Here is an 18,032-nt window from a genome sequence, read left to right as displayed (position 1 = left end):
TCAGAACGTCTCGACGGCCGGTGCCAGGTCCGCGTCGACCACGATCGGGGCGTGGTCGGAGGGGCCCTTGCCCTTGCGGGCCTCCCGGTCCACGTACGCGGAGCGCACCGCGCGGGCGAACGGCGCGCTGGCGTACACCAGGTCGATCCGCATGCCCTTGTTCTGGTGGAACATCCCGGCCCGGTAGTCCCAGTACGTGAACGGGTGCGGCCCCTTCATCGGCGTCGGCACCACGTCCTCCAGCCCCAGGTCACGCAGCGCGGCCAGGGCGGCCCGTTCGGCCGGGGTGACGTGGGTGGAGGTGACGAACAGCGCCGGATCCCAGACGTCGGCGTCGGTGGGCGCGACGTTGAAGTCGCCGCAGACGGCCACCGGCAGCGCGCCGGCCACCTCCGATTCGAGGGCGTCGCGCAGCGCCGCGAACCAGGCCAGCTTGTACGTGTAGTGCGGGTCGTCCGGCGCGCGGCCGTTCGGCACGTACACCGACCAGACCCGCAGCCCGTCGCAGGTGGCCGAGATGGCGCGGGCCTCGGGCTCGGGGAACCCGGGTTCGCCCGGGAAGCCGACCGCCACGTCGGCCAGCCCGGCCCGGGACAGCACTGCGACGCCGTTCCACCGCCCGTCGCTGTGGCTGGCCACCTCGTAGCCCAGCTCGCCCACCTCGGCGACCGGGAACGCCCCGTCGGGGCACTTGGTCTCCTGCAGGCACACGACGTCGGGCTTCGTGGTGGCCAGCCAGTCGAGCAGCCGGGGCAGGCGGGCCTTCACCGAGTTGACGTTCCAGGTCGCCAGGCGCATGTCCCCAGCCTGCCGTATCCCCGGCCGCCTCGCCCGCCCGGCCCGCCGAGCAGGCCGGGCGTCGCGCGAGCCGGAGCCGGGCGCCGCAGCGCCACGGCGGCAGCGTCTAGCGCTCCGGGGTGTCGCCGGGGCGGGTCTGCTCGGCGAGGAAGCGTTCCAGCTCGGCGCCGAGTTCGTCGGCGGTGGGCAGCGGCCCGGTCTCGCCGGCGAGCAGGCTCTTCTCGCCCCGGCCGCGGGCGAACGCGTCGTACTGCTCCTCCAGCGCCTGGACCAGCGTCGCCGCCTCCTCGGTCTGGGTGACCTGGCGGTCGATCTCCACCCGGACCGCCTCGGCGGCGGTCCGCAGAGCCTCGACCGGCAGCAGCAGGCCGGTGCTGCGGGACACGGCGGACAGCAGCGCCTCGGCGGCGGCCGGGTACTCGGCCTGGGCCACGTAGTGCGGCACGTGCGCGGCGAAGCCGAGGGCGTCGCGCCCCTGCTCGCCGAGGCGGTACTCCAGCAGGTGACCGACGCTGGCCGGCACCTGCACCTTCTGCAACCACGGCTCGTGCCCGGCGATCAGTTCCTTGCGGGTGGCGTGCGCGGTGACGCCGCTGGGCCGGGTGTGCGGCACCGCCATCGGGATCGAGTTGAGCCCGACGGTGAGCCGGACGTCGAGGCGGGCGCAGAGCCCGGCGACGGCGGCCACGAAACGCTCCCACTGCAGGTCCGGCTCGGGGCCGGTGAGCAGCAGGAACGGTGTCTCGTCGTCGTCGTGCAGCAGGTGCAGTTCCAGCGCCGGGGCGTCGTAGGACTCCCAGTGGTCCTCGACGAACGTCATCACCGGCCGGCGGGAGCGGTAGTCGAAGAACTGGTCCACGTCGAAGCGGGCGATCAGCCGGGCGTCGAGCGAGGTGAGCAGCTGTTCCCGGGCCAGCCGGGTGGCGTTGCCGGCGTCGACGAAGCCGGTGAGCGCCTGGATCAGCACCGGCTGGCCGAGCTCGGGCAGCTCGTCGGTGAGTTCGTAGAGCTCGTGTGGATCGAGCACCGGTGGGGTCCTCCCTGTCGACGCGTACGGGGGAGCGCCGTGCGTGCGGTCTCCCCGGTTCGGCCAACGTACCGGGGCGGGTGGTCCATTCCGTTACGGCCACGTCCGATGCCCGGATGATGATCACGATTCGGCTACGCCCCGGTCCGGCGGCCCATATCCGGATCGTCCGAACGGACGAGTTAGTCGATCATCCGGCGGGACCGGGAGGTCTGCGAGGTTCGTGCCCGCGTCGTGGCCGGCCCGGGTGCAAGGGTGATTGGCCCGGTTCCCGAGGTCTGTCGCGCGCTGGGGCGGGCTGCGGCGCAATGCCGGGGTTGCGGCGGCCAAAGTGTGGCGAGGGCCACCCTTTCGGCCTGGGTGATCCCGGTTTGCCCTGCCTAGCCTCGTCGGATGCGTAACGACGGCAACCTCGACGACCCGTTCGGCTCCGGCCGCCCGGCTGACCGTTCGGACGATACTCCCTCCGCCAATCGGTTGACCACACTCCGGGGACTGGCCCGGCGTACCCGCTTCTGGGCACCCACGAACCCCCGGCCCGGCCGGACGAAGCTGGCGGTCGCCACCGGCGCGGCCTGCTGCCTGGGCCTGGTCGGCGTCAGCCAGGCCGGCTTCGGCGCCCTGGACCGCGCCGCCGACCCGGCGCCCTCGGCGGAGGTCGCCGAGCGCGCGGCGGTCGACGCCGCCTCCCGGGCCATGGCCCGGCCGAGCACCGCCCCCGCCACCCCCAGCGCCGGCCCGTCCGCGACGGCGAGCCCGAAGGCGACCGCCAAGCCCAAGCCCAAGCCGAAGAAGACGGTCCGGCAGATCGTCCCGGTCGCCGGCCTGGACCGTACCCAGATGAACAACGCCAAGAAGATCGTGCAGGCCGGCAAGGAGATGGGCATGCCGCGCCGCGCCCTGGTCATCGCGGTGGCGACCGCCATGCAGGAGAGCACCCTGCTCAACTACGCCAGCGGGGTGCTGCCCGAGTCGCAGAACTACCCGCACCAGGCCATCGGCTGGGACCACGACTCGGTCGGGTTGTTCCAGCAGCGTCCGAGCAGCGGCTGGGGCACCGTCGAGCAGCTCATGGACCCCGAGTACGCGACGAAGGCGTTCCTGTCCGCGCTGGCGGAGATCCCCGGCTGGCAGGATCTGCCGCTCTCGGTCGCCGCGCAGGCGGTGCAGATCTCGGCGTTCCCGGACGCGTACGCCCAGCACGAGTGGCGGGCCGGCGAGGTGGTGGCCGAGATCCTGGGCTGACCCGGACGGGTGGTTGCCGAAGGGCCGATTCGGGTATCAAGGACTTGCCGGTCCCAGGTACACATGGAGGGGACCGCGGGACGGGAGGACTCTCATGTCGCTGATGCAACGGATCACCGCCTTCCTGCGGTCGCCGCGGGGCCAGCAGCTGGTCGACCGCGGCCGGCGTGAGATGTCGAAGCCGGAGAACCAGGCCCGGCTGCGGCAGATCGCGAACCGGCTGCAGTCGCGCCGGCGCTGACCCGCGTCACCCCCGCCGACGAGCCCTCCGGAGCCCTTCGTGACCGACCCCGCCCCCGTCGACGGGGAGCCCAACGCCGTCCCCGCCGCCCCCGTCCCGCCGGTGGAGGCGCCCGAGGCGCCACCGGCCAAGCTGTGGGACCGGATGCGGGACGACCCGCAGTACGCCCCGGAGCACCTGGCCCTGGAGGCGGTACGCCGGCTCGGGCCGGAGGCCGCCCAGTGGGCCGCCCGGGAGCGGGCGCTGCGGCCGGACGCGCCGCCGGAGCAGCTGGCGGACCAGGCGGTGCGTAAGTTCGTCAACCACGCCCGGCTCTCCGGTGCGGTGTCCGGCGCGGCCGGGCTGCCCGGCGCGGTGATCGACGTGGGCGTGCTGGCCTGGACCCAGGCCCGGCTGGTGCTGCACGTCGCGGCCGCGTACGGCGCCGACCCGACGCACCCCGACCGGGCGACCGACCTGCTGGTGCTCCAGCGGGTGCACAAGGTCGCCGAGACCGCCCGCCTCGCGCTGGGCGTGGCCGCGGGCCGGGAACGGGCCGGGGCCTTGTTCGGCTCCGCCGGCGACCGGGCGCTGGGCCGGGTGATGCTCCAGCTCGGGGTCAGGCTGGCCCGGATGGCCGGGGTGCGTGCCGCCAAGCGGATGTTCGCCAAGGTCGTGCCGGGCGCCGCGATCGTGCTCGGCACCTGGGCCAACTCGTCGGCCACCAAGGAACTGGCCGACCGTACGCGCGCTCTCTACCGCGCCGCCGGCCCCCGGCAGCTACCCGGCCCGCGCCGGCCCTGACCAGCCGGAGGCGTTCCAGGCCACCTCGGCCAGCCGGCTCTGACCGGCCGCGTTCGGGTGGAACCAGTCGAGCGCGTTGACCTGGTCCAGGTCGAAGCGGTGGCGGTGCACCGCGCCGCCGTCCCAGCGGCAGCGCGACCCGTACGCCCGGCAGGCGGCGCGGAGCTGCGCGTCGTACGCCTCGATCCGGTCCCTGACGCGGGCCCGGCGGGCCGCCGCGGCGGGCGCGGTCGACGTGGCGTCGGCCAGCAGCGCCGGGCAGACGCCCCGCGACCAGGCCCGCACGGCGCGGGGCTCGGTGTGCCCGATCTGCCAGAGCCGGTACAGGTCCGGGATGCTGACCACCAGCACCCGGGCCTTCGGCCGGCCCTCGCGCAGCACGCCCAGCGCCGCGTCGACCTGGTCGCGGAAGGTCGCGACAGGCGTCATGTCGTCGACGTCGCCCCGGCAGGCGTCGTTCGCCCCGATCAGCACGGTGACCAGGTCGGCCTTGTCGCGTACCGCCGACCGGGCCTGGCCGGTCAGCGCGGCCGCGCGGGCCCCGGGCACCGCCCGGTTGTACGCCCGCAGCCCCGGCGCGTCGGCGCGCAGCCGCCGGTAGAGGCTCTCCACCCGCAGGCCGTCCCCGGTGGACCAGGAGTTGCGTTCGCAGCTCACCAGCACCAGGCAGGAGCCGTAGCCGGTGGTGACCGAGTCGCCGAGCGCGGTGATGACCCGGGGCTCGCCGGGGCGGGGCGTGCCGGAGGGCCGGGGCGACGCGTCGCCGGAGCCGTCGCAGGCGAGCGCGACCAGCGCCGCCAGACAGGCCAGTGCGGCGATCCAGCGTCTCATCGGTCCCCCGTCCGGCGGCGGCAACGGGCGCGTCGACCCTATGCCCCGGCGGAGTCCCGGCGGTGGTTCTGTCGGCTATCGGGCATCGACCACCGTCGTTCACATCTGTCGTGTCGGCGCCGGCCGTCCGTGCAGCCACCGGTGCAGCGCCCGGGTGATCCGGGGCAGCACCAGGTAGGTCATCAGCGGGGTGAGCACGAGCGTCATCAGCAGCGTCCGGCCGGCCAGCGGCACGTCGGCGAGGAACCGGGCGGTCAGCAGCGTGGCGGCCAGGCTGAGCGGGAAGAACGCCAGCCAGATCGTGACCGCCTGCTTCCAGCGCGGCGGCGCGGCCGGCTCCGGCTCGCCGAACGTCTCGGCCACGTGGTCCACCGGCGGGTCGAACCAGCCCTCGATGCCGGTGCGCCGCTCCACCCGGGTGTGCTCGACCATGCCCTGCGCCGAGCCGAGCCACCAGCGCCGCTGCGGCGAGTCCTCCCAGCCGCGCAGCGTGTCCGCGTCGGCGAAGCGGTACATCACGTGCCACTCGCCGGAACCGGGGGCGCTGCGGACGAAACCGGCGCCGAGGAAGCCCGGGAAGCTCTCCGCCAGCGTCGTCCCGGCCCGCATCCACGCCACCACCTCGTCGGTACGCGCCGGGTCGGCGCGCCGGGACACGGCGACGGTCACGGGTACGGCCTGCGTCGTGGTCATGCCATCCTCTCCACCGTCCCGCGGGATCTCCGCCGGAACCGGCCCACCGATGTAACGCACCCGCCCCCCGGGCGCATCCGGCGCCTGCCCGCCGGGTGTCGCGGATCACCGGCGTTCCGGCGCCGGCCGGTTATCCCCGCCCGTGCCGGGGTAGGCCCCAGGAATGACCCGATCACAGCCTCGTCGCGCCCGTGGCACGGTCGGCCACGCCAACAGCGCCCTGAACCTGCGGCTCGCGCTCGCCACGTTCGGTCTGGTCGTGATGACCGTCTTCGCGGTGCTCGCGTTCGCCGCGAACATCGTCTGGCTGGGTGTCGTCTGCGCGCTTCTCGCCGTGGTGGCCGTGGTCGATCTGGTCGTGATCCAGCGCCGCCGCGCCGCGCGCCGTCGGGAGGAACCGGGCGTGCGGCACTCACTGTTCGAGTGACAGGAGGACGAGATGCCCATCGCCACCACCAATCCCGCCACCGGACAGGTGCTCAAGACGTACGAGGCGATGCCGGACGAGCAGGTCGACGCCGCCATCGAGCGGGCCGACCTCGCCTTCCGGCAGTTGCGTGACACCACCATCGCGCAGCGGGCCCGGTGGCTCACCGCCGCCGCCGACCTGCTCGACGCCGAGCGCGACGAGACGGCCCGGCTGATGACCACCGAGATGGGCAAGACGTACGCCGCCGCGAAGGCGGAGGTCACCAAGTGCGCCACCGCCTGCCGCTTCTACGCCGAGAACGCGCCCCGGATGCTGGCCGACGAGCCCGCCGACGCCGCCGCGGTCAAGGCGAAGCGGGCGTACGTGCGCTACCAGCCGATCGGCCCGGTGCTGGCCGTGATGCCGTGGAACTTCCCGCTGTGGCAGGTGATGCGGTTCGCCGCCCCGGCCCTGATGGCCGGCAACACCGGCCTGCTCAAGCACGCCTCCAACGTGCCGCAGACCGCGCTCTACCTGGAGGACCTGTTCCGCCGGGCCGGGTTCCCAGAGGGCGCGTTCACCACGCTGCTGGTCGGCTCCGACGCCGTCGACCGGATCCTCAGCGACCCCCGCGTCCGCGCCGCCACGCTCACCGGCAGCGAGACGGCCGGCCGGTCCATCGCCCAGATCGCCGGCCGGGAGATCAAGAAGACAGTGCTGGAACTGGGCGGCAGCGACCCGTTCGTGGTGATGCCCTCGGCCGACCTGGACACCGCCGCCGAGGTCGCCACCACCGCCCGCTGCCAGAACAACGGCCAGTCCTGCATCGCCGCGAAGCGGTTCATCGTGCACACCGACGTCTTCGACGCGTTCGCCGAGAAGTTCGCCGCCCGGATGGCGGCGCTGCGCGTCGGCGACCCGATGGACGACGGCACCGACGTCGGCCCGCTGGCCAGCGAGCGCGGCCGCGACGAGGTGCACGCCCAGGTCACCGACGCGGTGGACCAGGGCGCGACGGTGCTGTGCGGCGGCGAGAAGCCTTCCGGCGGCGGCTGGTACTACCCGCCGACCGTGGTCACCGACCTGCGCCCGGAGATGCGGATGTGGAGCGAGGAGGTGTTCGGGCCGGTCGCCGGGCTCTACCGGGTCGGCTCGTACGACGAGGCGATCGAGGTCGCCAACGGCACCAGCTTCGGCCTCGGCTCCAACGCCTGGACCAACGACCCGGCCGAGCAGGAGCGCTTCGCCGTCGACCTGGACGCCGGCAACGTGTTCATCAACGGGATGACCACGTCCTACCCGGAGCTGCCGTTCGGCGGCGTGAAGAACTCCGGGTACGGCCGCGAGCTGTCCGCCGTCGGCATGCGCGAGTTCTGCAACACCAAGACCGTGTGGGTCGGTGCGGGCGAGGCCGGCGCGGGCGCCGGCGCGCACTCCGAGTGAGGTGTTAAGCGGGGGCCCTTCCTCTACCTGAGGCGTTAAGAAGGGGCCCCTGCTTACATCCGGACCGGGGTGGGTAGGAATCGCGACCATGACGGCGTTCGGCTTCCACGCATCCCACGAGCAGATCCACCCGGCCCGGCTGCTGGAGGCGGTGATCCACGCCGAACGTGCCGGCTTCGACGCGGCAATGTGCTCCGACCACTTCTCGCCGTGGAGCGAGCGGCAGGGCCAGTCCGGGTTCGCCTGGTCCTGGCTCGGCGCCGCGCTCCAGGCCACGAACCTGTCGTTCGGCGTGGTGAACGCGCCCGGCCAGCGGTACCACCCGGCGATCATCGCGCAGGCCATCGGCACGCTCGGCGCCATGTACCCGGGCCGGTTCTGGGCCGCGCTGGGCACCGGCGAGGCGTCGAACGAGCACATCACCGGCGAGGGCTGGCCGCGCAAGGACATCCGTAGCGCCCGGCTGCGCGAGTGCGTGGACGTGATCCGGGCGCTGCTGGCCGGCGAGGAGGTCAGCCACGACGGGCTCGTCACGGTGGACCGGGCGAAGCTGTGGACCCGGCCGGAGGAGCCGCCCGCGCTGGTCGGTGCCGCGGTCAGTATCGCCACCGCGCGCTGGTGCGCCGAGTGGGCGGACGGGCTGATCACCGTCAACGCGCCGGTGGAGCACCTGCGGCGCATGATCGGCGCCTACCGGGACGCGGGCGGACGCGGCCCGCTGCACCTCCAGGTGCACGTGAGCTGGGCGCCCGAGCAGAAGCAGGCCGAAGCGATCGCGTACGAGCAGTGGCGCAGCAACGTGTTCGCGCCGCCGATCTGCTGGGATCTGGAGACCCCCGAGCACTTCGACGTGGCGAGCGCCGACGTGCCGATGTCCAAGGTCGCCGAGACCGTGAACGTCTCCGCCGACCTGGGCCGGCACGTCGGCTGGCTGGAGGAGTACGTGGCGCTGGGTTTCGACCAGATCGCGCTGCACCACGTCGGGCAGGAGCAGCGCGCGTTCATCGACACGTTCGGCGCCGAGGTGCTGCCGAAGCTGCGCTCCGCCGCCTGATCACACATCGGCCCTCCGGGGCTTAGGCTCGTCGTTCGTGGATGCTCTGTTCGAGGTCGTGGTCTTCCTAGCCATCGCGACCTTCGGCGCGGCGCTGGCCCGCCGGCTCGGCCTGCTGGCGCCGATCCTGCTGGTGGTGCTCGGCCTCGCACTGTCCTTCCTGCCGTTCTTCCCGCACGTGCGGCTGGACCCGGACCTGGTGCTGGTGGGCATCCTGCCGCCGCTGCTCTACGTGGCGGCGCTGGAGACGTCGGTGCCGGCGTTCCGGCTCAACCTGCGGCCGATCCTGCTGCTCGCGGTCGGGCTGGTCATCTTCACCGCGTTCGTGGTGGGCACCGTCGTGCACTGGTTCCTGCCCGAGCTGCCGTACGCGATCTGCCTGGCACTCGGCGCGGTGGTGGCGCCGCCGGACGCGGTCGCCGCCACCGCGGTGGCCCGGCGGGTCGGCCTGCCCCGGCGGGTCGTCACCATCCTGGAGGGCGAGAGCCTGGTCAACGACGCCACCGCGCTGGTGCTGCTGCGGGTGGCGATCGTCGCCGCGACCGCCACCACCGGCGGCGTCGGCGTCGGCGCGGTGGCCCGGGAGGTGGTCGTCGCGGCCGGCGGCGGCATCCTGGTCGGCCTGCTGGGCGTGGTGGTCTTCGGCTACCTGCACAAGCGCATCACCGACCCGGTGCTGGACAACGCGCTGTCGCTGATCGTGCCGTTCGCTGTGGTCTTCGCCGCCGAGGAGATCCGCGCCTCCGGCGTGGTCGCCGTGGTGGTGACCGGCCTCGGCATCGGGCACAAGCTGCCCACGTTGCTGTCGGCCGCCTCCCGGCTCCAGGTGACCGCGTTCTGGCGGCTGATCCGGTTCCTCCTCGAAGGACTGGTGTTCCTGCTGGTCGGCCTGCAACTGCCGGAGGTGGTACGCGACCTCGACGAGCCGTTCGGCTCGCTGGCCGCGATCACCGCGGCGGTGCTGGCCGCCGTCTTCCTGGCCCGGTTCGTCTGGGTGTTCCCGGCCACCTACCTGGCCCGGCTCGTGCCCCGGATCCGCCAGCGCGACCCGGCGCCGCCGGTGCAGTTCCCCGTCGTCATCGGCTGGGCCGGCATGCGGGGCGTGGTGACGCTGGCCGCCGCGCTGGGCCTGCCGCTCACGCTCGCCGACGACACGCCCTACCCGCGCGGGCTGCTCATCTGGCTGGCCTTCGCGGTGATCGTCGCGACGCTGGTCGGGCAGGGCGCCACGCTGCCCTGGGTGGCCCGGCGGCTGCGGCTGCCCCCGGACGACCCGGTGCAGGACGCGCTGTCCGCCGCCGGGGTGCAGCAGCAGGCCAGCCGGGCGGCCCGGGACCGGCTCGACGAGCTGGCCGCCGGCGCGCCGGAGGCGGTGGTGGAACGCCTGCGCGGGCTCACCACCTCCCGCGCCAACCTGGCCTGGGAACGGCTCGGCGGCACCGAACGGGAAACCCCCTCCCAGGCGTACGCGCGCCTGCGGCAGGAGATGATCGACGCCGAGCGGGAGGTGTTCCGGGCCGCCCGCGACTCCGGGCAGATCCCGGAGGAGGTGCTCACCCGCGCCTATCGTGATCTGGATCTGGAGGAGTCCATGCTGCGACAGGAGGCCGTCGAATGAGTTGCGAGCACCTGGCCGAGGCGGGCACGGCCGAGCCCGGCACCACGACCGAGTGCCCCGACTGCGTGGCCGTCGGCAACGCGGACTGGGTGCACCTGCGTGCCTGCCTGACCTGCGGGCACGTGGGCTGCTGCGACTCCTCGCCGTACCAGCACGCCACGAAGCACTTCGAGTCCACCGGGCACCCGGTGATGCGGTCGATCCAGCCGGGGGAGTCGTGGCGCTGGTGCTTCGTGGACGAGGAGATCGGCTGACTCAGCCGACCCGGCGCTCCAGCACCTGCCCGGTCCACGTCGGACGGCCCGGCCGCTCCACCGTGAACGGCTCGGCCGCGGTGAACCCGCAGCGCTCGTAGAACCGCACGAGCGCCCGGTCCGGGCTGCGGAAGCAGTCCACCCGCAGCAGGCCGACGCCGCGTTCGCGGGCCAGCTCCGCCGCGTACGCCAGCAACCGCGCCCCGGCCCCGCGTCCCGCGTACGCCCGGTCGGTGACCAGCAGGTTCACGTACAGCTCCGGTTCGGTGGCCGGCGGCACGTACTCGGTCGCCGCGCCCACCACCAGCGCGCCCACCACCGTCGCGTCGATCTCGGCGAGGTACAGGCCGTCCCCGGCCGCCCACGCGTCGGCCTGGGCGATGCGGCGCGGGTCGATCGACGCCGGCTCGGTGCCCCACTGGTCGGTACGCCCGCGTTCGGCCAGCCAGGCGGTGGCGCTGTCGAGCAGCCGCAACAGCGTAGGGGCGTCGCCGGGTCCACCCGGGCGGATGGTGATGCTCTGCCGGTCGGTCATCCCGCCATGCTGCTACACCGGCTCACCCGGGCACCCCGGCGGGCCGTGCCTCCGGCACCGGCCGGTCCGCGACCGCCCGGCGGGCCAGCGCCGGGGCGGCCAGCCCGGCGGCGGCGAAGAACCCGCCGAGGACCAGCCAGCCGGCCGGACCGCCGCCGAGCACCAGCAGCGTGAGCAGACCCCGGCCGAGCGCCTGGGCCAGCCCGGCGAGCAGCCCGTCCGCGCCCTGGTAGGCGCCGATCGCACCCGGTGCGGCCAGGTCGTAGGCGAGGCCCGCGCCGGCCGCGCCGTGCCACAGGTCGCCCACCGTCCACACCGCGGTCGCGACGAGCAGCAGGACGACCGCCGGGAGCACCGGCAGGACGCCGGTCACGGCGTACAGCGGTGTCGCAGCCGCGAGCACCAGCCCGGCCCGGCGCAGCTTCCGGGCGGCCGGCGCGGCACGCTCCGCGCCCCGGCTCAGCCGTACCGCGAGCAGCACGGTGAGGATCGTGTTGACGAGCAGCACCGCCGAGACCACCGGCGGCGGCGCGCCGGCCCGGTCCACCGTCCACAGCGGCACGACGAGCACGAGTACCGTCACGTGCGTGCTCAGCACGGCCGACGCGCCGCTCACCGCGAGGAACCGTCCGTCCCGCAGCGGCCCGCCGCGCCGTAGTCGCCCGCCGCGCCGCAGCGTGCCCGGGGTGCGTCGCGCGCCGTCGGCGGCCGGTTGCGGTGGCAGGCGCAGCAGCAGCGCCGCCGAGAGCAGGTAGGTGGCCGCGTTGCCGACCACGAGCACCTGGTACGCCCGGTGGGTGTCCACTGCGAGCGCGATCCCGGCCAGCGCGGTGCCGACGGTGATTCCCAGGTTGGCGACCGCGCGCAGCGTGGCGAAGGCGTGCACCCGGCCGTCCGGACCGCCCACCGCGGCGACGAGCGCCGCGCGTACCGACAGGTTGCCGGCCGCGAGCAGCGCCTCCGGCACCGCCACCGCCAGGAACGCCGGGAACGAGCCGACCAGCAGGTATGCCAGCGCGGCCACCGCCTGCCCCACCTGCAGAACGGCCCGGAGCGTACGCGGATCCCACCTGTCGGCCAGCCCGCCCAGCGGCACGCTCGCGGTCAGCCCGACCAGCCCGGCGACTGTCAGTCCGGCGCCCACCGAGGTGGCGGAGAGACCCACGTCCCGGGTCAGGTAGAGCGCCCCGCCCGCCAGCCACAGCCCCGCGCCGACGGTGTTGACCAGCGTGGCGTACGCGAGCGTGCGCAGCGGCCCGGGCGGCGGGAGCGGCGAGACGCGTCCCATCAGCGGGGTCCGTCGGGGGCCATGAGGTCGACGCTAGGGCTGTTCCGGCGGGCCCGGAGCCCCGCGCGGGGCGACGCCCGTCACACCGCGAGCCGGCCGGGGCATCGACGCCGCTGGTCACCGCCGGACACCCGGAGCGCGGTACGGGAAATCCGCTCGCCCGCCGGTTCCCGCTCTGCCAGGGTCGGCGCCGTGGAGCGCAGCAGGATCGCCCGGGCCGACGAGCTTACCGAGGTGCAGCGGATCGAGGTGGCCTCCGGCGCCCCGTTCCGGGAGATCGGCATGACCCTGGTGGCCGACATGCCACCGCTGCCGGTGGAGGCGCTGGCCGCCGGGCAGCGCGCCGGCCGGCTGTGGGTCGCGACCGACGTGGCCGACCGTCCGACCGCGTTCGTGCTGGCCGACCTGGTCGACGGCGCGGCGCACGTGCAGCAGCTCAGCGTCGACCCGGCGTACGCCCGGCGTGGCATCGGGCGGCGTCTGCTCGACCGGGTGGCCGGGTGGGCGTCGTCGCAGGGGTTGCCGGCGCTGACGCTGACCACCTTCCGCTCGGTGCCGTGGAACGGGCCCTACTACGTGCGGTGCGGTTTCCGCGAGCTGAGCGGGACGGAGTTGACGGCGGGCCTGGTCGAGTTGCTGGCCGCGGAGGCGGCGCTGGGCCTCGACCCGGCCGAGCGGATCGCGATGCGCCGCCCCGTCCCCGCACGCCTACCCGACTGAGCGGTTGATCCGTCGACCGAGGATCGGGGCAGTGCCACGTTCCGGTTGATCGCCACCCCGTCCGTCGCGTACGAGCCAGTCCCACGTTCTGGGCCAGGTAGAGCGCCCGGCCGGCCGGCCGGCGCCCGGTGCCGACCGTGTTGGCGAAAGTGGCGTACGCCAGCGTGCGCAGCGGACTGGGCGGCGGGAGCGGCGCGATGCGTCCCATCAGCGGGGTCCGGCCGGGGCCATGAGGTCGACGCTAGGCGCGGGTCTGGCTGTCGCGGTGCCCTGGACAAAGCGATGCCGCTCACCCCGCGGATCAATCCCCGCGCTCCGGTGAGCGCGCCGTTCAGCGGCCTCCGTCGGACCAAGGTGTCAAGTCGGCGAGGCGTTCGGTCGCCAGGCAGGAGATCAGGCAGCGCTCCTTGGCGTCGCCGAGCAGTCGGGCGGTCCAGTCGGTGAAGCCGCCGTCACCGACATCCCGCTTGTCGTCGTGCAGCGAGACGCGCAGCGCGGCGCCCCGGTAGTAGCCGCGACCGCGTTTTCGCTCCGGCTCGTCGTGCAGGGGAACAAGGCTGTCGCCGAACGCGGGCCGGACGGTGTCGTGGAGCCGTTCGCCGACGATCGGGTCCAGGGCCGTTACGTGCAACCGCGGTGCGGCCGCCGGAGCCAGCTCGGTCAGCACGGTGCGCCAGAAGGTGAGATGCCGCAGAAGCAGCCGGGCCTCGGTGCGCCCCGAACCGGTGTCCCGTGTGGTGGAGACCAGCGCGCAGAGCCGGAAGTGGGTGGACGCGTCAGGACCGAAGTCCTGTGCCCGCAGCACCCGGTGCATCGCGGCCAGGTGCACCTCGTCGGCCTGGCTGCGGCGCGCCGCTGCCTCCACCGCCAAGGCGTTCGTCGGGTCGCTGATCACCTCCGTGCCGCGCATCGTGGAGACGATCCGGTGCTGGCTGACCGGTGCGACGGCGGCGCAGGTGCCGAGTGGCGCCACCGGCGACAACTCCACCCCTGCCGCATCCGGCGGCAACAGCGCCCAGATCCGACCCTCCAAGCGGGACAGCACACGCGGGTCGGCAGCGGACGGCCGGACGAACCGGTCCTCATTCCAGCGCCGCAGCACCTGCGCCGGACGGACGGCCCCGGCGCGGTCCCGGGCGACGCCGAGAAGCAGTGTTCGCAGGTCCGTCGCTGGGAGCGCGGCGAGCGCCTCGCGGCTACCGGCTGGCATTGCCGCCCACACCCGACGTTCCGCGTCGCCGCCCACGAAGGTCACGGTCGCGCACGTGCGTGTGCGAGTCCACCGGATTCTCGTAAGCGGGGTGACGCGCGGTCGGCAGGCACCGCGGGAAGGATGAGCTCCGGAGCGCTATGCCTCTCAGTCATAAATATGCCTGAGAGGCATAACGCCGAGGGAAACCCTTCTCATCCGGGACGACACGCAGACCCCGGGTAACACGCCGACCCGGCGCGGCGGGTTAACCGGTCGACCGGGGGCGCCTGCCGTGCCACGATCGCGCGGTGTCCGCCTCCGTCAACACCCTGCTGCGCTGGCAGTTCGACCTGACCTGGGCGCTCGCCGAGTACCACCTCGACCGGCTGGAGCCGGCGGACTTCCTCTGGGAGCCGGCCGCGCTCTGCTGGACCATGCGTCCCGGCCCGGACGGCGGGTGGCGCCCCGACTGGGCCGACACCGAGCCGGACCCGGTGCCGGGGCCCACGATCGCCTGGCTGACCTGGCACATCGGCTGGTGGTGGTCGGTCGCCGCCGACCACGTGCGGCAGCGGCCGGCGCGGGAACGCGACGACATCCGGTGGCCCGGTCCGGGTGCGGAGACGGTCACCTGGCTGCGGGAACTGCGGACGGAGTGGACGGACGTGCTGGACGGGCTGACCGGGGCCGACCTGGACCGGCCGGCCGCGTACCCCTGGCCCGCCGACGCCGGGCTCACCATCGCGCACCTGGCCGCGTGGGTGAACGCGGAGCTGATGAAGAACGTGGCCGAGATCGGGCAGCTCCGGTTGCTGCGCGCGGCGGGGCGGCCGGCCTGAGCCGGGCGGTGCTCAGTGCGCGCCGCCGAGGTTGAGCACCACCACCCCGGCGATGACGAGTGCCGCCCCGACCACCTTCGTCACGCTCAGCGGCTCACCGAGGAACGCCGCGCCGATCGCCACGATGGCGGCGGTGCCGAGGCCGGACCAGACCGCGTACGCGACGCCGACCGGGATGTCCTTCACTGCGAGCGAGAGCAGCCCGAACGCGGACAGGTACGCCACGGCGAGGCCGAGCGTGGGCCAGAGCCGGGTGAAGCCGTCGGTGGCCTTGAGCAGGCTGGTGCCGATCACCTCGGCGGTGATCGCGCCGAGCAGGAACAGGTACGCCATCGCAGGACCGTACCCGGTCCTGCGATGGCGCCCGAGTGGAGCCGGAATCCCGGTCAGGAGACCGTGCAGGCCTTTCCGTTCAGCGTGACCAGCCCCGGATCCGGGTTGGGGAACCGGGAGGCGGTCCCGTTGAAGCCGAACGTGGTGGAGGCGCCCGGTGCCAGCTTCGCGTTCCAGGACAGGTTCTTCGCGGTGACGGTGGCGCCGCTCTGGCCGAGCTGCGCCGACCAGGCGTGGCCCACCTTCTGGTCGCCGAGGAACGCCCAGCGCAGGCTCCACCCGTTCACCGCCGTCGTGCCGGTGTTGCGCACCGTCACCTGGGTGGTGAAGCCGGACGGCCAGCTCCCGTGCGTGGTGTACGTGACCGCGCAGGACGGTGCCGGCACCGCGCCGGCGTCACCCTGGTCGGCCAGGAACGACGCGAGCCACGCCAGCGCCGAGTTCCAGTTGATCGCCACCTCGTTCGTCGCGTACGAGTTGATGTCGTCGACGTAGCAGAACATCGGCGCGCATCCGGCGAGCAGGCTCGCCGCGAACGGATCCTGGAGCGCGGCGTTCGGACCACCGGCGAGCGAGCCGGCCGGCGGACGCGGCAGGTCCGGGTTCAGCTGGTGGCCGAAGATCCGGCTGTGCTGGTTGCGGGCGTGCTGCTCGCCCCACCCGGTCACGTACGACATGTTCAGCGCGTTGCGGCCGAACAGGTAGTCGGCGGCCTGCACCGCGCCGTCCCGGTACTTCGCGTCCCGGCTCAGGTCGAACGCGGTGGCCAGCACGATGGCGTTGTTCACCAGGTTGCTGTTGCTGCCCCAGACGTAGGCGTCGGCGCTGCCGGGGAACGGCATCCCGTACGCCTGGCCGGCGATCGTGGCCAGGTAGCGGTCGGCGGCGGCGGTGATGGACTCGCGGATGCGGGTCTTCTCCGCGGCGGGCAGCGTGTTCGGCACGGTGGCCAGGTCCAGGCGGCCCAGCGCGGCGACGCTCTGCCAGCCGAACGCGCCACCGGCGGCGAACACGTCGGCGGTGTGCAGCGGCGAGCCGGTGACGTCGGCCAGGTACGCCTTGTCGCCGGTGGTCAGCCACAGCTCGGCCGCGGCCCAGTAGAACTCGTCGCTGACGTTGGTGTCGTCGTACGCGCCGCCGCCGGTGCTGTCGCTGGCCGGGGCGTAGATCGCCGGGTGCGCCTTGGCCGCCGCGTACGCGGTCTTCGCGGCGGTGCCGCAGCGCGCGGCGAACGCGGCGTCGTACGGGGCGTACAGCCGCTGGCACTGCGCCGCGACGGCGGCCAGGTTCAGCGTGGCGGCGGTGGACGGCGCGTGCAGCTCCCGCGGCTGCGGGTCGTCCTGGGGCTGCAGCGGCAGTCCGGTCCAGTTCCGGTCGTGGATCTTGTGGTGGGCCATCCCGGCCAGCGGCTTGCCCGCCGGCACCTGCATGCGCAGCAGGAACTCCAGTTCCCAGCGGGCCTCGTCGAGCACGTCCGGCACGTCGTTGCCGCGCTCGGGCAGCCGCAGCGTGGAGTCGCCCAGGGCGGCGCCGCCGCCGGCGGTCTCGGCGGTCTTGGTCCGCTCGAAGGTGCTCAGCAGCTGGTAGGCGGCGATGCCGCCGTTGACGACGTACTTGCCGTGGTCACCCGCGTCGTACCAGCCGCCGCGCACGTCCAGCGAGTAGTCGCAGACGCCGGCCTGGCACGGCACGTCGGTGTCGCCCTGGTTCGGCGCGACGCCGAGGTGGCCGGCCGGGCGGGCGTACTCCTCGCCGATCAGGTCACCGTCGATGGCGATGCCGCTGCGCTGGGCGTAGAAGAACTGGAGCGAGTCGGCGCGCAGCCGGTCGTAGAGCGCGCCGGAGATGTCGAACGGGTGGCTGGTCTCGCCGTCCACGGTCAGCGTGTAGCCGGTGCCCGGCGTGCGGTACGCGGAGAAGTCGGCAGTCTGCACGTTCTGCGCCGAGGCGGCGTCGGTGCCACGCGGCGTGGTCTGCCCGCTGGCGACCACCGCGCCGGCCCCCGACTTCAGCTGCCACGGCAGCGCCTCGGTCGCCTCGGTGACCACAGTCGCGTGCTTCGGCCCGCCGGGCAGGTAGCCGACCTGGTTGACCCGGACCCGGGGCCCGGTGTCCGGCTCGTACGGCGGTGCCGGCTCCCCGCCGCGCAGCGACACGTTGTCCAGGCAGAACGTCTGCGCCTGGGCGCTGCCCCCGACCTGGAAGATCAGCTGGGCGGTGGGGTTCTCGGCCGGCGAGGTGAACGTGGTGGTGACGCGCTGCGCGGTGCCGGTGGCTGTCGCGTCGACGCTGGCATACGTGGTGTAGGGGGCGCTGCCGAGCTGGAGCACCGCCTTGACGGCCGCGCCGGGGGTCGCGGAGACGTCGAAGGACAGCTCGTACTCGGCGCCCTGGGTCAGCGGCACCGCGTCCTGGCCGATGCCGGCGTCCCAGGGGTTGGCGGTGCCCGCCGCGACGGAGGTGCAGAGCCGGCCGTCGACGACCGCGAGGTCGCCGGTGCCGTACGAGAACCAGGGTGAGACACCGGCGCTGAAGTCGCCGTTGCGGAGTTGTTCGGGGGCGTCCGGCGGCACCTCGGCGCTCGCCGGGCCGGCGGTGAGGCCGGTGAGCGCCAGCGTGGTGGCCGCGAGTGCGGCGAGCCGACGACGGGATCGGGTCACGGAGGTTCCTTCCGTGCTCGGGGGTGGTGGGGGAGACCGGGAGCTGGGAGCGCTCCCAATATCAGCCCG

19 protein-coding genes are annotated in these 18,032 nt (G+C 73.9%); 10 read left to right on the top strand and 9 right to left on the bottom strand.

Translation table 11 applies throughout. The features are described 5' to 3' along the window. Positions 1-798: an exodeoxyribonuclease III gene (locus ABIH81_RS28300; protein WP_349877924.1), complete on the bottom strand. Its 798-nt coding sequence runs from the start codon at positions 796-798 to the stop codon at positions 1-3. A 106-nt stretch (positions 799-904) separates the two neighbouring features. Continuing rightward, complete coding sequence (locus tag ABIH81_RS28295) at positions 905-1,825, bottom strand: PAC2 family protein (RefSeq protein WP_349877923.1); 921 nt, start codon at positions 1,823-1,825, stop codon at positions 905-907. A 393-nt stretch (positions 1,826-2,218) separates the two neighbouring features. Between ABIH81_RS28295 and ABIH81_RS28290 the strand changes: the two genes are divergently transcribed. From ABIH81_RS28290 to ABIH81_RS28280, 3 genes are all read left to right on the top strand, one after another. Continuing rightward, complete coding sequence (locus tag ABIH81_RS28290) at positions 2,219-3,070, top strand: peptidase M23 (RefSeq protein ID WP_349877922.1); 852 nt, start codon at positions 2,219-2,221, stop codon at positions 3,068-3,070. 94 nt (positions 3,071-3,164) lie between these two features. Next, entirely contained in the window at positions 3,165-3,311 is a 147-nt protein-coding gene (locus ABIH81_RS28285) for a hypothetical protein (protein WP_013285352.1), read from the top strand. Between the two features lie 39 nt (positions 3,312-3,350). After that, a complete protein-coding gene (locus tag ABIH81_RS28280; RefSeq protein ID WP_216932972.1) occupies positions 3,351-4,094 on the top strand; it encodes an EcsC family protein in 744 nt (247 codons plus the stop codon). Here ABIH81_RS28280 and ABIH81_RS28275 read toward each other — a convergent pair. Together ABIH81_RS28275 and ABIH81_RS28270 are read right to left on the bottom strand one after the other, a co-directional pair. After that, positions 4,071-4,925: a GDSL-type esterase/lipase family protein gene (locus ABIH81_RS28275; protein ID WP_349877921.1), complete on the bottom strand. Its 855-nt coding sequence runs from the start codon at positions 4,923-4,925 to the stop codon at positions 4,071-4,073. The two genes, ABIH81_RS28280 and ABIH81_RS28275, sit on opposite strands and share 24 nt — an antisense overlap. Positions 4,926-5,024: 99 nt before the next feature. Beyond that, positions 5,025-5,618 (bottom strand): antibiotic biosynthesis monooxygenase, encoded by a 594-nt coding sequence (locus ABIH81_RS28270; protein WP_349877920.1) that lies wholly within the window; start codon positions 5,616-5,618, stop codon positions 5,025-5,027. A gap of 163 nt (positions 5,619-5,781) precedes the next feature. Between ABIH81_RS28270 and ABIH81_RS28265 the strand changes: the two genes are divergently transcribed. The 5 genes from ABIH81_RS28265 (at position 5,782) to ABIH81_RS28245 (ending at position 10,396) form a co-directional block, all read left to right on the top strand. Next, on the top strand, positions 5,782-6,045 hold the full coding sequence (locus ABIH81_RS28265) for a DUF6343 family protein (RefSeq protein WP_349877919.1): 264 nt from the start codon (positions 5,782-5,784) through the stop codon (positions 6,043-6,045). Positions 6,046-6,057: 12 nt separating this feature from the next. Next, positions 6,058-7,470 (top strand): NADP-dependent succinic semialdehyde dehydrogenase, encoded by a 1,413-nt coding sequence (locus ABIH81_RS28260; RefSeq protein WP_349877918.1) that lies wholly within the window; start codon positions 6,058-6,060, stop codon positions 7,468-7,470. Between the two features lie 88 nt (positions 7,471-7,558). Continuing rightward, complete coding sequence (locus ABIH81_RS28255) at positions 7,559-8,524, top strand: TIGR03885 family FMN-dependent LLM class oxidoreductase (protein WP_349877917.1); 966 nt, start codon at positions 7,559-7,561, stop codon at positions 8,522-8,524. A gap of 37 nt (positions 8,525-8,561) precedes the next feature. Beyond that, on the top strand, positions 8,562-10,142 hold the full coding sequence (locus tag ABIH81_RS28250; RefSeq protein ID WP_349877916.1) for a Na+/H+ antiporter: 1,581 nt from the start codon (positions 8,562-8,564) through the stop codon (positions 10,140-10,142). After that, positions 10,139-10,396, top strand: coding sequence for a UBP-type zinc finger domain-containing protein (locus ABIH81_RS28245; protein ID WP_349877915.1), 258 nt, complete (start codon positions 10,139-10,141; stop codon positions 10,394-10,396). Before ABIH81_RS28250 ends, ABIH81_RS28245 begins: the two co-directional genes overlap by 4 nt. Position 10,397: 1 nt before the next feature. Here the strand turns inward: ABIH81_RS28245 and ABIH81_RS28240 are convergent, their stop codons facing one another. Further along, on the bottom strand, positions 10,398-10,931 hold the full coding sequence (locus tag ABIH81_RS28240) for a GNAT family N-acetyltransferase (RefSeq protein ID WP_349877914.1): 534 nt from the start codon (positions 10,929-10,931) through the stop codon (positions 10,398-10,400). 22 nt (positions 10,932-10,953) lie between these two features. Then, positions 10,954-12,219 carry an MFS transporter gene (locus tag ABIH81_RS28235; protein WP_349877913.1) on the bottom strand — a complete coding sequence of 422 codons (1,266 nt, stop codon included), beginning with the start codon at positions 12,217-12,219 and terminating at the stop codon, positions 10,954-10,956. A gap of 192 nt (positions 12,220-12,411) precedes the next feature. Between ABIH81_RS28235 and ABIH81_RS28230 the strand changes: the two genes are divergently transcribed. Further along, positions 12,412-12,939 (top strand): GNAT family N-acetyltransferase, encoded by a 528-nt coding sequence (locus tag ABIH81_RS28230; protein WP_349877912.1) that lies wholly within the window; start codon positions 12,412-12,414, stop codon positions 12,937-12,939. 331 nt (positions 12,940-13,270) lie between these two features. On the opposite strand, the gene ABIH81_RS28225 is transcribed toward ABIH81_RS28230, so the two are convergent. Beyond that, complete coding sequence (locus ABIH81_RS28225; RefSeq protein ID WP_349877911.1) at positions 13,271-14,149, bottom strand: hypothetical protein; 879 nt, start codon at positions 14,147-14,149, stop codon at positions 13,271-13,273. Between the two features lie 290 nt (positions 14,150-14,439). Between ABIH81_RS28225 and ABIH81_RS28220 the strand changes: the two genes are divergently transcribed. Then, positions 14,440-14,970 (top strand): DinB family protein, encoded by a 531-nt coding sequence (locus tag ABIH81_RS28220; RefSeq protein ID WP_349877910.1) that lies wholly within the window; start codon positions 14,440-14,442, stop codon positions 14,968-14,970. Positions 14,971-14,982: 12 nt separating this feature from the next. Here ABIH81_RS28220 and ABIH81_RS28215 read toward each other — a convergent pair whose 3' ends face one another. Continuing rightward, the gene (locus ABIH81_RS28215; protein WP_018784936.1) at positions 14,983-15,303 is read right to left on the bottom strand and encodes a multidrug efflux SMR transporter; all 321 of its coding nucleotides are present in this window, start codon (positions 15,301-15,303) and stop codon (positions 14,983-14,985) included. A 53-nt stretch (positions 15,304-15,356) separates the two neighbouring features. Beyond that, positions 15,357-17,963: a glycoside hydrolase family 9 protein gene (locus tag ABIH81_RS28210; RefSeq protein WP_349877909.1), complete on the bottom strand. Its 2,607-nt coding sequence runs from the start codon at positions 17,961-17,963 to the stop codon at positions 15,357-15,359. Positions 17,964-18,032 lie beyond the last annotated feature (69 nt).

The sequence above is a fragment of the Micromonospora sp. HUAS YX12 genome, assembly GCF_040215685.1.
Lineage (GTDB): Bacteria > Actinomycetota > Actinomycetes > Mycobacteriales > Micromonosporaceae > Micromonospora > Micromonospora tulbaghiae.
Note: the sequence above shows the minus strand (reverse complement) of the source record. Positions and strands in the feature narration are given on the sequence as shown.

Excerpts from the sequence above, each read along its gene's own strand:
- ABIH81_RS28300 (WP_349877924.1), bottom strand. The coding sequence starts at position 798 with ATGCGCCTGGCGACCTGGAACGTCAACTCGGTGAAGGCCCGCCTGCCC.
- ABIH81_RS28290 (WP_349877922.1), top strand. The coding sequence starts at position 2,219 with ATGCGTAACGACGGCAACCTCGACGACCCGTTCGGCTCCGGCCGCCCG.
- ABIH81_RS28285 (WP_013285352.1), top strand. The coding sequence starts at position 3,165 with ATGTCGCTGATGCAACGGATCACCGCCTTCCTGCGGTCGCCGCGGGGC.
- ABIH81_RS28275 (WP_349877921.1), bottom strand. The coding sequence starts at position 4,925 with ATGAGACGCTGGATCGCCGCACTGGCCTGTCTGGCGGCGCTGGTCGCG.
- ABIH81_RS28270 (WP_349877920.1), bottom strand. The coding sequence starts at position 5,618 with ATGACCACGACGCAGGCCGTACCCGTGACCGTCGCCGTGTCCCGGCGC.
- ABIH81_RS28265 (WP_349877919.1), top strand. The coding sequence starts at position 5,782 with ATGACCCGATCACAGCCTCGTCGCGCCCGTGGCACGGTCGGCCACGCC.
- ABIH81_RS28260 (WP_349877918.1), top strand. The coding sequence starts at position 6,058 with ATGCCCATCGCCACCACCAATCCCGCCACCGGACAGGTGCTCAAGACG.
- ABIH81_RS28255 (WP_349877917.1), top strand. The coding sequence starts at position 7,559 with ATGACGGCGTTCGGCTTCCACGCATCCCACGAGCAGATCCACCCGGCC.
- ABIH81_RS28245 (WP_349877915.1), top strand. The coding sequence starts at position 10,139 with ATGAGTTGCGAGCACCTGGCCGAGGCGGGCACGGCCGAGCCCGGCACC.
- ABIH81_RS28240 (WP_349877914.1), bottom strand. The coding sequence starts at position 10,931 with ATGACCGACCGGCAGAGCATCACCATCCGCCCGGGTGGACCCGGCGAC.
- ABIH81_RS28235 (WP_349877913.1), bottom strand. The coding sequence starts at position 12,219 with ATGGGACGCGTCTCGCCGCTCCCGCCGCCCGGGCCGCTGCGCACGCTC.
- ABIH81_RS28225 (WP_349877911.1), bottom strand. The coding sequence starts at position 14,149 with ATGCCAGCCGGTAGCCGCGAGGCGCTCGCCGCGCTCCCAGCGACGGAC.
- ABIH81_RS28215 (WP_018784936.1), bottom strand. The coding sequence starts at position 15,303 with ATGGCGTACCTGTTCCTGCTCGGCGCGATCACCGCCGAGGTGATCGGC.